Origin of the sequence: Paenibacillus sp. FSL H8-0537 (assembly GCF_038051995.1) — a bacterium.
In the GTDB taxonomy this organism is placed as follows: domain Bacteria; phylum Bacillota; class Bacilli; order Paenibacillales; family Paenibacillaceae; genus Pristimantibacillus.
Genome location: NZ_CP150290.1, coordinates 2,244,948 through 2,257,714, shown reverse-complemented (window position 1 = coordinate 2,257,714; position 12,767 = coordinate 2,244,948). Strand labels below are relative to the sequence as shown.

The 12,767-nt window shown below is 52.7% G+C and carries 13 protein-coding genes; all 13 read right to left on the bottom strand.

Annotated features, from left to right (window positions below; all coding sequences use genetic code 11):
- Positions 1 to 11: 11 nt before the first annotated feature.
- The 13 genes from MHB80_RS09535 to MHB80_RS09475 all read right to left on the bottom strand — a co-directional run bounded on the left by MHB80_RS09535 (position 12) and on the right by MHB80_RS09475 (position 12,763).
- Positions 12 to 1,049: a phosphotransferase gene (locus MHB80_RS09535; protein WP_341281911.1), complete on the bottom strand. Its 1,038-nt coding sequence runs from the start codon at positions 1,047 to 1,049 to the stop codon at positions 12 to 14.
- Complete coding sequence (locus MHB80_RS09530) at positions 1,046 to 2,089, bottom strand: hypothetical protein (protein ID WP_341281910.1); 1,044 nt, start codon at positions 2,087 to 2,089, stop codon at positions 1,046 to 1,048. Before MHB80_RS09530 ends, MHB80_RS09535 begins: the two co-directional genes overlap by 4 nt.
- Entirely contained in the window at positions 2,067 to 3,131 is a 1,065-nt protein-coding gene (locus MHB80_RS09525) for an LLM class flavin-dependent oxidoreductase (protein WP_341281909.1), read from the bottom strand. Before MHB80_RS09525 ends, MHB80_RS09530 begins: the two co-directional genes overlap by 23 nt.
- Before the next feature lie 5 nt (positions 3,132 to 3,136).
- Entirely contained in the window at positions 3,137 to 3,403 is a 267-nt protein-coding gene (locus MHB80_RS09520; protein WP_341281908.1) for a phosphopantetheine-binding protein, read from the bottom strand.
- The gene (locus MHB80_RS09515; RefSeq protein WP_341281907.1) at positions 3,390 to 4,685 is read right to left on the bottom strand and encodes a nucleotide sugar dehydrogenase; all 1,296 of its coding nucleotides are present in this window, start codon (positions 4,683 to 4,685) and stop codon (positions 3,390 to 3,392) included. The genes MHB80_RS09520 and MHB80_RS09515 overlap by 14 nt, the downstream gene beginning before the upstream one ends.
- Complete coding sequence (locus MHB80_RS09510) at positions 4,682 to 5,776, bottom strand: NAD-dependent epimerase/dehydratase family protein (protein ID WP_341281906.1); 1,095 nt, start codon at positions 5,774 to 5,776, stop codon at positions 4,682 to 4,684. Before MHB80_RS09510 ends, MHB80_RS09515 begins: the two co-directional genes overlap by 4 nt.
- Before the next feature lie 19 nt (positions 5,777 to 5,795).
- The gene (gene rfbF, locus MHB80_RS09505; protein ID WP_341281905.1) at positions 5,796 to 6,578 is read right to left on the bottom strand and encodes a glucose-1-phosphate cytidylyltransferase; all 783 of its coding nucleotides are present in this window, start codon (positions 6,576 to 6,578) and stop codon (positions 5,796 to 5,798) included.
- 143 nt (positions 6,579 to 6,721) lie between these two features.
- Positions 6,722 to 7,525 (bottom strand): ABC-2 family transporter protein, encoded by an 804-nt coding sequence (locus MHB80_RS09500; protein ID WP_341281904.1) that lies wholly within the window; start codon positions 7,523 to 7,525, stop codon positions 6,722 to 6,724.
- A 5-nt stretch (positions 7,526 to 7,530) separates the two neighbouring features.
- On the bottom strand, positions 7,531 to 8,340 hold the full coding sequence (locus MHB80_RS09495) for an ABC-2 family transporter protein (RefSeq protein WP_341281903.1): 810 nt from the start codon (positions 8,338 to 8,340) through the stop codon (positions 7,531 to 7,533).
- Positions 8,327 to 9,319 carry an ABC transporter ATP-binding protein gene (locus MHB80_RS09490; RefSeq protein ID WP_341281902.1) on the bottom strand — a complete coding sequence of 331 codons (993 nt, stop codon included), beginning with the start codon at positions 9,317 to 9,319 and terminating at the stop codon, positions 8,327 to 8,329. The genes MHB80_RS09495 and MHB80_RS09490 overlap by 14 nt, the downstream gene beginning before the upstream one ends.
- Positions 9,320 to 9,333: 14 nt before the next feature.
- Positions 9,334 to 10,368: a Gfo/Idh/MocA family oxidoreductase gene (locus tag MHB80_RS09485; protein ID WP_341281901.1), complete on the bottom strand. Its 1,035-nt coding sequence runs from the start codon at positions 10,366 to 10,368 to the stop codon at positions 9,334 to 9,336.
- 14 nt (positions 10,369 to 10,382) lie between these two features.
- Positions 10,383 to 11,573, bottom strand: a complete 1,191-nt coding sequence (locus MHB80_RS09480) for a radical SAM protein (RefSeq protein WP_341281900.1) — start codon at positions 11,571 to 11,573, stop codon at positions 10,383 to 10,385.
- Between the two features lie 80 nt (positions 11,574 to 11,653).
- On the bottom strand, positions 11,654 to 12,763 hold the full coding sequence (locus MHB80_RS09475; protein WP_341281899.1) for an SPASM domain-containing protein: 1,110 nt from the start codon (positions 12,761 to 12,763) through the stop codon (positions 11,654 to 11,656).
- Positions 12,764 to 12,767: the final 4 nt, after the last annotated feature.

The following is a 12,767-nucleotide window of genomic DNA, read 5'->3' as shown; positions in this document are numbered from 1 at the left end:
GATTAGCTTGTTCATGCCAAATCCTCAGGTTTCCTGCCGAACAGCGTTCCTCCTATAATATCTTTCCTGTAACGGCTCAAGATCCATCTCTCCGTGACACCAGCGGGCCGCTCCCCCCAAGACCGGAAATACAACATATAAAGCTGGATATGACGAAACATCATCCAATCGGGAATATGGCGCTGCAGCTCTGCTGAGACGGTCCGGCAAACCGAATATCCTTCCAAAAAACAGTGCAGGAATTTCTCAGGAGACCAACTGCTCTCACTTGCCCGGCTATGTTCCGCCAAACCGTAATACAATGCGACCGCAATGTCGCTCGCATAATGATGATGAGTCAATCCGTCAAAATCGAACATGACAATGCCTTCCCCGGTCCAATGAAAATTGCGAGGATGCATATCGTTGTGAATTAAACCAAATTCCCCCGTATGCTCAGGAATTCGCCTTACTTTGGTCATCCAGGTGTCAACCGCAGACCGAAGCTCCGGAAACGAGCTGCGGGCACATACGTCTAACGTTGGCAGCAGCTCCGATTCCTCCCAGCTGGGACGAATCCATTCGGGCAGCTTCGGCGCATACCGCTCGGAAAGGCTATGCAGCCGTCCCATGGCGGTCCCCCATACTTTGTAAAGTTTGGGCCCATAGTGGGCGGGGCCGACTCGCTCGCCCTCCGCCCACTCGAAAGCATACGCCCAGTATCCCGCGCTGCCTCCACTTCCTTCGCCGTCCACCATGCCCTCCATATCATCCATGCTACTGACGATATTTTCCACGTATTGACCGCTCCTTGAAGCGATGGGCCTAGCAACGGATACGCCATTAGAAGAGACAAATTGAACAAAATCGATTTCTCCCAGCAGCTGTTCCCGGGTCCGACGACTCTTCCGGGTTAGTTTTAGAATAAATTTGCGCCCTTCCATTTCCCATGCGTACACTTCACTCTCAAAGCTCTCCAGCGGAACGAATGCTACTCGTTCTAGAGCGAAGCGTCCGATGGCTTCTTGAACGATTCCATTGTCGTCTTGTACATGCAGGTTAGCTTTCATCGGCTGGCGGTTCCTTGTTCCTCGTCCACCGCGCTTAGCAGCGCAACCAGCAATTTGTCGTGCTCATCAAGCAGCAGAGTGAATCGGTCCTGCACAAGGCCGATCTTACCGCGCTGGACGGATAGTCCGACCTTGTACAACTGCATCAGCGCTTTGCGCCATTGCTCCCGCAATCCTTCCACGTGGTTTAGAAGCTCTTGACCCTCTTGCGGCCACCGCCCTTTATAGCGCCCTATATATACAGCGAGGTATTCAAGCTGATGAAGCATTCCCCCGACCCGGAAGCAATAATACACATTCCGGCACACAGCAGAGAAAGCCGGAGCGTCTAACGCAAGCAGCTTATTGTAATCCCTTACATACATACGGTAGGCAAGACTGCCTTGGTACCTTTGGTCAGGCAGCTCTAAGCCTTGATTAAATGTGCGGATGTTTTGGAGAACCGTATTAAATCGTCCAATTCCTGTGGACGGCTTCTGCTCCGCATCTGCCTTGAACCAAGCGTAGCCCCATAATCCCCTTCGCAGCGCATCAACCGTTAGCACTCCTTTATAGGTAGTGACGTGCCCCGCCTGATCGAGAAAAGAGCTGTCACCGATCAGAACCGAATCGTCGCCATCGTCCCAGCCAAGCAGAAGCACAAGGTGATTTCGTTCTTCTCCGTCTCTAAATACTTCATGATAGTCGAGCGATGTCGTACGTATAAACACCAGCGGCATGCGGCCTTGAAGCACAGCCTCCCGCAGTCGCAGCAGCGCGGCACCCGGATCAAGCTCCACCTCGAATGAGGCATGCAGCTGGAGTCCGTAAGTTCCGGCGAATCGTTCTACAATGTCCTCCTGAGACGCAAGCCAAACCCTGTTCAGATCTCCGTAGTACTCCAAATTCAGTCCGTTCGTCTCGAAATATATATCCGCTTCATCGCTCTCCGCTGCCGCCTCCGGCCGCTCTTGCTCAAGGATGTGGTACAAACCGGAGAACAAGCAGTGCAGGCCTGCACGTATGGCAAAAGGTTTCTTAGGCATAATGTCCATTTCCAAGGGATGAGGCCTCCTTTACCGCCGACGAAAATCCTTCGGATTCCTTATTTCCTCTTACATAGGGGAGAATATACTCGCCGATGCGCAGCTGTTCATCGGGCCCCGCGAGCCCACTCAGAATAAAATAGTCTACGCCTAGCTGCTGGAACTTCCGGATCGACTGCCGTACCTCCTCGTACGAGCCGACGATGGAAAAGCCGTTTGATGTATTCAGCTGCACGAGTCCTGCCCATAAGTGCTCGGATACTTTTGCCATCGGGTCTGCATAATGCGCCTTGTAGCTCTGAATACCAGCAGCATCGCAATTATTGCGGAACAGCCGGTTCGTGCGCTTCTCTAGAGCGCTAGCTTCGCCAAGAAAACGCTCCGCTGCGGCCCAAGCCGCTTCAGTCGTCTCTCTGGCGATAATATCGATCATAATGCCGCACTTGGCACGATCCAGACTTGTCTTCGGGATATATCCACGAAACGTTTCAAGCCGCTGGCTGACAACCGGGTAATCATGCCCATACGTTAAATAATGGTGCCCGCCAGCAGCCGCGATTTGCATCGCCTCGGGAGAGCTGCCGGATATAAACACGCTGCTATAGGAAGACGGCTTCGGATACAACTCTCCTTGATTCACCTCGAACCAGGAACCTCTAAAGTGAACGCTCCCGCCTTCTTGCAGGCGGTGAAACACTTCTACAAATTCCTTCGTCCGCTCGTAGCGCTGCTCGTGGCCAACCGCTTTCGTCATGCGCCCCATCTCAATGGCTGAGCTGCCAGTTACTACATTTATATCCGCTCGGCCGTTAGTCAGCAGGTTTAATGTGCTTAGCGCTTTCGCCGCTGCCGTTGGCAGAATATAGCTCGTATTTTGCGCGATCAGAAATCGCAGCTTCTCGGTTCGCTCGGCCAAATATGAGGCAGCAAGCCACGGGTCCATGTAATCGTTCGCATTGATCAACAGCACGGAATGAAAGCCGTCCCCTTCGGCGGCTATAGTCTGCTCCATGATCTGCTGAAGATCGCCCTGCGGAAGCATCCAGCAAAACGTCATTTCGCTCACTCCTTCGATGGCTGCATCTCTATATATTTCGAGATCAGCTCCCCGATTTTCCGCATCGTGGAGACATTTTCCGTCAATAAATCTTCATCATCGATCATCAGGCCAAAATATTGTTCCAGCTCAACTACAAGCTCCACCACAAGAACGGAGCTTAAATACTGCTCCGTTAAATCTGCGTCCTCACCAAGCCCCACAAGCAGCTCCGGCTCTAGATTCAGCAGCTTCGCCAATATATTCACGATGCTTTCCTTATTCTCCAGCATGAACAATCACCCCGCTTTGCGCTTCCGTGTACCTGCCGTCGATGACGAGCTTGCCCGAGAGCAAATGCCTTTTCTCTGCAAATTCCTCCCAGCTGGTAATCAGCGCGATAACTTCGCTCCCCGAAGCCAGCTCCTCCATCGTTTGTGCATATGAAATAGGCATTCCGTAAGCTAGATCGAACGCTTTCATCGCTAGCGGGTCATAGGCAGCAATGCTCAGATAGCCCATCCCGAGCAAATGACGAATGATTTCAAAGGAAACGGCGCCGCGTACATCGTCGCTGCCCGGCTTAAATGAAAGCCCAAGAATGCCAATCTTACGGCTCTTCTGGTCTCCGGCAGCAGCGGCAATCCGCTCCGCCATTCGCAGCTGCGCCTTTTGGTTCACGAGGGCCGCAGCCTGCAGCAGGCCGGCAGGCTCGCCAATGACAGAAGCGTGATGAATCATAGACGCGATGTCCTTAGGCAAGCAATATCCGCCGAAACCGCAGCCTGGATATACGTAATCCGTCATCTTGGCTGGCGTGCCGTGCCAGCGCTTGTCCTCGTGAAGCAAGCGAAACGCCTGAGGAATCTCAATGTCGCCAGTCTGCTCCGCAATCAGTGCCATCTCATTCGCGAAGCTGATTAGCGTGGCGAGCAGCGAATTGGACATATATTTAACAAATTCGGCAGTTGTGGCCGATACGCGGCGGACGGGAGCATCAAAGCCCAAGGCATACAGCTCGGCAAGCATCCGTCCTCCGACAGGCTCAGCCTCCCCAATGACGATTCGGTCCGGCTCCATCACATCGCGCCACGCCGAGCCTTCCCTTAGAAACTCCGGGTTTGTTGCGAGGCCGACATGCTCTCCAAGACGTAATCCCAGCTGCTTGAGCAGAGGAGCAATTACGCGCGAAGTCGTACCCGGCGGTACGGTGGACTTTATGATCAGCACGCGGAACCGGCCATCGCGCAACACCTCGCCGCTCTCCTTCAACCCATCCAGCAGGGCGTTCAGATCTGCGCTGCCATCGGCAAGAGCGGGAGTGCCTACGCAGTAAAAGATATATTCCGCATTACGCAAGGCTTCTTCGAGCGTATCGCAAACCACGAATCGGCTGCCCAGATAGCGCCCAAGCTGCTCTTGCAGCTCTGGCTCGTGAAACGGTATCCTTCCGGTTTGGTACAGCTCCCTTTTTTCCGGATCGCAATCGTATGCAAATAGGGTACAGCCGAGACGATGGGCAAGTCCAAGCCCAGTCGTCAGACCGACGAAGCCTAGTCCGATTACCGCGATCATACGGAGATCAACTCCTTCTGCAGAAACGTTAAATAACGTCTGACTCCTTCGGACACTTCAATCTCGGGCCGGTAACCGAGCACACCTCGGGCTTTTGAAAGGTCCGGACAGCGCCTAGACGGGTTATGCAGCAAATAATCCTTTTCTGGGGATGCAGTGTAGTGGATGTCGCCCGTGTAGCCTTGCAGCTCAGCGGCAGCCTCACGATATATGCCAGCCAACTGTTCAACGGACAGCTCTCCGCCGTCCATTCCGATATTAAAAAAGTCGAATTCGTCATGCAGAAGGACGCGGAGGTAGCCGTCAATCGCGTCGGCAATGTAGCAAAACGTCCGAGTCGGCTTGCCGTCCGAGTGAATGACAATCGGTTCATTCCGGATCACGGCTAGCGCGAAGTCAGCGGGCAGCCTTCGATCCGTGAGCGACATGCCGGGACCGAAATTGTTGAACGGCCGCACAACACGGACTGGCATGCCGAATGTCTGATGATAGACGTAGCACAGCGTCTCGCCCATTCGTTTCGACTCATCGTAGCATGCGCGCGGGCCGATGCTCGCCACATGTCCCCAGTACGACTCAGGGGTCGGTATGTAAGCCGGGTCCGGATCGCCGTATATTTCGCTGCTGGAAAAGAACAGAAGCCCCTTCAGCGGGCGATGCTTATAGAAGTCGAGCAGCCGCTGCAGCCCCATGACATTCGCTTCGATCGTTTCGACTGGAAACTGCCGATAAAACGTGGGCGAGGCGATGGAAGCCATATGAAAGACGTAATCAGCAGACACGGCGCCCTGCACAAGCTCAAGGCTGTCTCTGGCAATATCGAACGTGTGCGCCTCAATATCCTGATGTTCCTGGGTTAGGCGGGAAAGCCACTCCGGGATGCTGGAACGGAAGGTATCGAGCAGCAGCAGCTTGCCATAGGCATAGCCCTGCCGCTTCAGATGAACGAACAAGTGAGTCAGATAAAACCCGATAAAGCCGCCGCAGCCGGTAATCAAAATGTTCATCCCGACGAAGCAGGCGGGGTTGGCCATTTTTTCTTGGATATACGCCATATCTTCCTGTACGATCGAATTATTCATCACATCCATAGGTATTTCAGCACCTCCCTTAATCCTCGCGCCAGCGCTTCCAGGGGGCTTCCCCGGAAGCCCAAAGGCTTTCAAGATACTGCTTATCGCGCATCGTATCCATGCAGTCCCAGAACCCATCGTGTCTGTAAGCCATCAGTTGTCCCTCCTCAGCCAGCCGAGGAAGGACATCGCTCTCAAGCACATCCGTATCGTGAGCGATATAATCAAGCACGCCTGGCTCAAAGACAAAAAAACCGCCGTTAATCCAGCCTCCGGTATCAGCCTTTTCCTTGAAGCAGACGACCTGATCGCCCATTAGGTCCACCGTGCCGAAGCGGGCACGAGGCTTGACGAGCGTGACCGTCGCCAATTTGCCATGGGATTTGTGATAATCGAGCAAGCTCTTGACGTCGATGTCCCCCACTCCATCCCCATAGGTCGTCATGAATGTACCGCCGCAGAGCTGATCCCGAAGCCTGTGCAGTCGCCCGCCCGTCATGGTGCTCAATCCCGTATCGAGCAGATGCACCGTCCAATCCGGCTGCCTGTGCCTGACAATATCGACGGTCGCTTGGCTCATCTGGATGCAGAAATCGTTTTGCAAGTACATATAATTGAGAAAATATTGCTTGATCATTTCCTTCTTGTAGCCTAGAGCGATAATAAACTCATTAAAGCCGCAAGCATCGTAAATATTCATAATATGGCATAAAATCGGCATGCCTCCGATCTCTACCATCGGCTTCGGCCGCAGCATCGTTTCTTCACCCAGACGGGTACCGAAGCCGCCGGACAATAAGACAACCTTTGTTTTCCCCATCCCCGACGCTCCTCTGTTAAGAACTTCTATTTTCAATCGTCATGTGCTTGGCGTCCCGGTCTATGGTGCTTTTCAATCATGCGCAGCTTGTAAATGGGCATCCCCCGCTGGACTGGACTAGACTAGGCTCCGAATCGCCCCGCCTAGCTGCTTGCGCTGGAATAATTGCGGATGGCCACATTCCACAGCTTCCGCGAGAGAAATAAGAATAGCAGCGGGGCGATCAGGAACCAGACCATATGCGCCCAGCTCAGTCGGTCGAGCACGAACAGCGGCGGAAAATTAGTAATAACAAGCACCGGGAACAAAAATGTGCCTACATGCCTAACCGAGCGGCCGTATATATGCATTGGCACATGGTTCATATCCCATATCGCGGTAGACATTTGATTGACCGCCGCCGTCTGCACCGTCCAGAACGAGATCAAGGATGGCATCAGGAAAATCGCATATTTGAGCACGATGCCAAGGAAGATGAACAGCATGAACACCAATACCCGCGAAGGTGTGACCGGAATGCCCATGCGAGCCCAGGCAATAATAATCATCCCTGCTCCGGCCACTATGTTTGTAAACGAGAAGCCGAAGTCCACATTGCGCAGCGTCACAATAAACTGCAACGAAACCGGCTTAGTGATGAGCAAATCAAGCGTTCCGTTTCGAACGTGATTGCTCAAATTCATGAAGTTCGAATAAAAGAAAAGACAATAAAAGCCCGTCATCATCGTAAAGGACCCGACAAACATCATCATCATATCTGGCGTATAGCCGTTAATGACGACCCCGACGCGGAACGCAACCATTACATAAAGCAGCTTGATGAATAAATAAGCGATTTCAATCGTGTTAGCGAACAAAAAATTGATCCGGTATTCCATCTGGGCGATGAAGCAGTTTTTGACGATAACCTTGTAGATCAACGCATATCTTTTTAATGTCTTTAACAAGGCGGCTACCCTCCCACCGCAATATATTTCGTGAGACCCTGCCTCCACAGCAAGGTCGAGAGTGCGGCGAACACTCCGATCCAGATCAGCTGCATCATTGCCCCAGTAGCAATTTCCGGGCCGGTCAGCATGCCGCTGAGCAGACGGATAGGGAAATAAATCACGTAATTGAATGGAAGCGCCAATAGAATAGCCTTGGTAACCGGGCCGTAAATATCCAGCGGAAACAACCCTCCGCCAGCAATATTGGCAAGCAGCACAAACGTCCGAAATGCGCCATTCGCTTCCGTGAACCAGAAGGCGACAGCACTTAAGCTGTAATAGATGAAGAAGTTCAGCATTAAAGCGCTGGGCACAACGCATAGAAACAGCAAAATATAGGGCAGGTTGACCGGAAAATCGAGCCACGCGTCCAGCAGCAGCATGACAATCACTGAAAGGGCGAGCACAACGAGCATTTGCACGCTTTTTTCCCCAAGAAAGCAGAAAATCCGGTATGATAAATACCCGATCGGCTTGACAAGGTACTTATTCAATCCGCCGTCCTTTATGTCCCGGGCAATTTCGTATTGAAACGTGGTGCCGATCAGCTTAGACATCAAGACGGCCAGAATGGAATAGGCGATCATCTGGTTATACGAAAATCCGAATACCATTTGTTGGCCCGAGCTGGTAAACACCGCCCTCCAGTAGAAGTACTGAATTAAAATTGGAAATACTGCGCCAAACAGGTTCAGAAAGAAGTTCGTCCGGTATTCCAGCGAATTTTGCACGCCGAGTGAGAAGGTTTTCAAGTACATGCTATGCAGTCTCATGCTTCTCACCGCCACTTTGGTACAGCAGGGCGATGCCCTCCTCAATCGGAATATCCTCGATGGTGAAATCGATTACGGGCAGGTGATCAAGCACCCAGCGCGACATTTTTTTAATTTCCGACTGCTCGAACACGAACTTCACATGCGTATCCTTGAATTCCTTGACCTCCCCGACTTGATTCAGCACCCATTCTTCAACGGGCTCGGAAAGCACAAGCTTCATAATTTTTTTATGCCCGAGCCTTTCATTGACCTCACTCAGCCCTCCGTCAAATACGATCCTTCCGTGGTTGATGATAATAGACCGATCGCACAGCTCCTCAATATCGTTCATGTAATGGCTGGTCAGGACGATTGTCGTTTTTTTGTCGCGATTGTAATATTTGAAAAACTCCCTTATTTTGCGCTGCGAAATAATATCGAGACCGATGGTCGGCTCATCAAGAAGGAGAATTCTCGGCTTATGAATGAGAGCGGCAATCAGCTCCATCTTCATCCGTTCACCTAGCGACAATCTGCGTACCTGCACCTTAAGCAGCTCCTTCACGTCCAGCAGCTCGGTCAGCTCTCCCAGCGTACGCGCATACTCTGCATCGTCCACCTCGTAGATGCATTTGTTCAGGTATAGCGACTCATTCGCAGGCAAGTCCCACCACAGCTGATTTTTCTGTCCCATGACGATGGAAAATTGCCGTTTAAATTCGTTTTTCCGCTCCCATGGCGTGTAGCCGAACACCTTGGCGCTGCCGCTCGTCGGATGCAAAATGCCCGACAGCATCTTGAGCGTCGTCGTCTTGCCGGCACCATTCGGCCCGAGGAATCCGACGACCTCGCCCTCCTCGATGCTGAAGGAAATATCCGAAACCGCATGTTTGGTTTGCTGCTCGCGGCGGAACAAATTTTGGATCGAACTTTTAAGTCCCAGCTCTTTCTTATGGTAAGTGAAGGATTTGGATAAGCCGTCAACCTCAATGATCATGCCTGTTATCTCCTTTACTTCATACCTTCCTCGACATAGCGCTTGCGGTACACAGCGGCCGCAAGAATCCGCTCCTGGAGCCTAACTCGCTCCAGCGATTCACGAAGAAGCTCGCGACTTCCTTTGCCAGTCTCCGTCCAGACGCTGTCGCGGAAATACGCCAGCTGATTTTCGTAATAATGCATCGGCTCAAAGCTTTTGCTGCCAAGCGGGCGGCCGGTTCCCGGCTCCTCGATCTTGATCGTGATTTTATATCTGCCAACGTTGGCGCGAAAATAATCGTTTACTACAAGGACAGCATGCTCCAGCCTCAATACATGCCGCGTACGGTAAGGGCGTTCGAAGGAAGCCGACAGTTCCGCAACGAACCCGCTGGCATAGGCGAGCGAGGCGTCGAACGTCCAGTCGCAGCCCCTCGGACCGTCGAACGCTGATTCCGCCTTCAGCTTCGAGGGGTTGGTTGCCTCAATGCCCGGCAGCTGCTGCAGCATTTGCAGCCAGTAACAGCCAAGGTCGGCGAAGACGCCTCCTCCTCTGTCTGGATCGCAGCGGTAGCTCGTCATTGGCAAATCACGCATCGATATATGCAGCTCCGTCCGCATCTGCAGCAGCTTGCCATAACGCTGGCCTTGAATGAGCTCCCGCAAGTCGCTCTGCCACGGGTGATGCTGGATCATCAGCCCTTCCAGCACAACCACTGGCTCGCCTGCAAGCCGCTCCGCAAGCTGCGCACACTCCACCGCATTCATCGCAATCGGCTTTTCCACCAGCACATGCTTGCCCGCCCGGGCGGCGCGCAGCACCCATTCGGCATGAAGGTCATTGCTCAGCGCGATATACACGGCGTCCACATCCGGGCTTGCCAATACATCCTCAAGCCGCTCAAATACGTGCGGTACACCGAATTCCGCAGCCAGCGCCTCCGCCCGCGATCTTGTACGGTTAGCAATGCCCACCACGCTAATGCCTTCGACGAACGGAAGCGGCTGGAATATTGCCCTGCGAACGATGGACGCACAGCCGATGATGCCTAGAGCTAAAGTTCTCATGACAGCATCAGCTCCTATATGTGCTTTAGCGCCGAGACGCCATGCAGATACAGCACATTGCACTTGGAGCATGCCGGGGTCAAGCCGTTATTGATGGTCTCCCGTAGGCGATCGTATTCCACGGAATTCCATATTTCCTCGAGGCTTTTTTCCTTTAGATTGCCTACCGTGAATTCGGAGAAAAATTTACAGGCCGAAATGTTTCCCGTCGGCGTTACGTCAATGCGCGTAGCCAGCGCCAAACAATCGGTCGCACAGCGACTGGTCATGACCTCGCCTGTGACGAAACGCTCGATTTCGTCAAATTCGAGCCCCGGCTGGTAACGCAGACGGGTGTCCCAGACACGTTCGTTCATTTTGCGAAGCTGCTCCAGCAGGGAGGGAAGATGCTGCGGCTCAATCCGATACTTGAAGGCGTGCCAGCTGCTCTTCTCTCCCTCATCAATATGGCGCAGCCAGTCGAAGTGCTCGCGAAAATAATCGTCCATCGCAAGCGACGTATCCTGAGCGATGTACCAGGGGAACGTCAGCAGCACGAGATCAATTCCCCGCTGCTCGAAGCTCTCCATCAGATCGTATAAATAATAGATGTTTGCGTTATTGATGACGCAATGGACCGAAATCCGTCCATGAAACCGCCCCTCTGATCGAAGCGCCAGCAGCTGGTCGATGCCCTTCATCACCTTGCTGTAAGAACCTTTTCCCCGGATGAGATCGTGGTCCTTCTCGAACCCTTCCACGGCGATAAGCAGCTCAAGCTGCTCAGAAATACGCAGCATTTGCTCCATATATTGATCGAAAAGCAATCCGTTGGAGCAAATCGTGACCTCACGAGGGTCCTCCTCCAGCATCGTCAAAATCTCGCCGAATCGCCGGTGGAACATCGGCTCGCCGCCCCACAAATACAAGCGTGATTTCGCCTGCTTCGTATCCTCGAACAACCGTTTCACAATGGCTACGTCGATATCCAAATTTTGTTCAGCCACCTCCATCTGATGATGGTAGCCATCCTCGTTCCATTGGTAGCAATGCTTGCAGCGCAAATTGCAGCGGTTAGTCAGCTTAATGGCGACCACCTCGGGAAGCTCCGTCTTGTACTTCGGGTTTTCCCGCTTCTGCCTCATTGGGATCGCTGCGTTTCGGATCGTTCGCTTCAGAATCTCAAACGACTTCTCATCCATTCGGATATTTGTTTTAGGCTGCACGCTTACTTCCCTCCCCTTAAGCTCAGCATAAATTCCTAAGTGACGCGAGGCTCTGCCGCCTCTGGCTTTGGCAAGGCCGCTCAGCGCGGCTTCTCGTTATAATACAAGCAGCAGCCCGGGCAAATGGAAAATAGCTGCTTGCGCAAATAGTCCCTGTACTGCTTGTATTTCGTGCCGTTCCAAATCTCCTTTAAGCTGAGCTCATTGACGTTCCCGAGTGATAGATCGTAGAAATTGTGGCAGGAGGTTACCTCGCCTCTAGCACTCACCTCCGTGCTGATCCATGGAAAAACGCAGCGCTTCTTCATATTGGTAACCTTGGACCATTCCGCATTAAAATAATGGCGGATATTTTCCTCGCTGATTACCTTCGGATACGCATTAAAGTACATGCCGTGCTCCGCACAGTGGCGCTCAATCCGCTTCAACTGCCGGCACAGCTCCGCTGCATCGACTTCCGCGAACTGCGCAGGATCAGCGATGAAGCCTCTCGCAATCGGCGCGGCGGCAATATCGAAATGCTCCCGCAGCACGCCTGCGTAGTGATCGTAACGCTCTCGGGTGACATACTGCTGCAGCTCGACGCTAATACAATCCAGCATTGCAAGGTCTAAGCTTTCAAAGTAGAACCGCTCCAAATGCCTGTAATTCGTCGGCGTGACGGTTGTACTGATACCAATTTTCGGGTATTCACTACCCATTGCTTCCCGAAGCTCATAAAGCTTGCGGATGCCTTTCATGGCCTTGCGAAAGACGCCAGCTCCTCGCTGCGCGTCATTGATCTCCTCGGGACCGTCGAGTGACACCCAGATTCGTTCCGGAGGAAAGGCCATAATCATCTCCGCATGCCGCTCCAGCAAGGTACCGTTAGTGGGAAAATGCGCTTTGCTCCCCGTGGTGTGAATGAGCTCCAATACCTCGTCGATCCATGGGTAAAGCAGCGGCTCGCCACCGTAAAGCTCATAATAGGGGCGTGTCTCCTTGCATTCCTCAATAATCCGTTTCACCACACCAATATCGAGCTTCTTTAGCTCTGGCTTCTCCTTGTAAGAGCCGTTATCTCCCCACTCGAAGCACATTTTGCAGCGTAAATTGCACGATTCGATCAGCTGCAGAAAAATCCACTTGGGACTGTGCAGGTCTAATGCTTGCGCCACGATAGGCGCGGACTCCGTTTTAATCGCCATCATCTCG

Coding starts and splice junctions, on each gene's coding strand:
- MHB80_RS09490 (WP_341281902.1), bottom strand. CDS start 9,319: ATGATCATTGAGGTTGACGGCTTATCCAAATCCTTCACTTACCATAAG.
- MHB80_RS09525 (WP_341281909.1), bottom strand. CDS start 3,131: ATGACGTTTTGCTGGATGCTTCCGCAGGGCGATCTTCAGCAGATCATG.
- MHB80_RS09515 (WP_341281907.1), bottom strand. CDS start 4,685: ATGATCGCGGTAATCGGACTAGGCTTCGTCGGTCTGACGACTGGGCTT.
- MHB80_RS09495 (WP_341281903.1), bottom strand. CDS start 8,340: ATGAGACTGCATAGCATGTACTTGAAAACCTTCTCACTCGGCGTGCAA.
- MHB80_RS09510 (WP_341281906.1), bottom strand. CDS start 5,776: ATGGATGTGATGAATAATTCGATCGTACAGGAAGATATGGCGTATATC.
- MHB80_RS09535 (WP_341281911.1), bottom strand. CDS start 1,049: ATGAAAGCTAACCTGCATGTACAAGACGACAATGGAATCGTTCAAGAA.
- MHB80_RS09475 (WP_341281899.1), bottom strand. CDS start 12,763: ATGATGGCGATTAAAACGGAGTCCGCGCCTATCGTGGCGCAAGCATTA.
- MHB80_RS09485 (WP_341281901.1), bottom strand. CDS start 10,368: ATGAGAACTTTAGCTCTAGGCATCATCGGCTGTGCGTCCATCGTTCGC.
- MHB80_RS09520 (WP_341281908.1), bottom strand. CDS start 3,403: ATGCTGGAGAATAAGGAAAGCATCGTGAATATATTGGCGAAGCTGCTG.
- rfbF (WP_341281905.1), bottom strand. CDS start 6,578: ATGGGGAAAACAAAGGTTGTCTTATTGTCCGGCGGCTTCGGTACCCGT.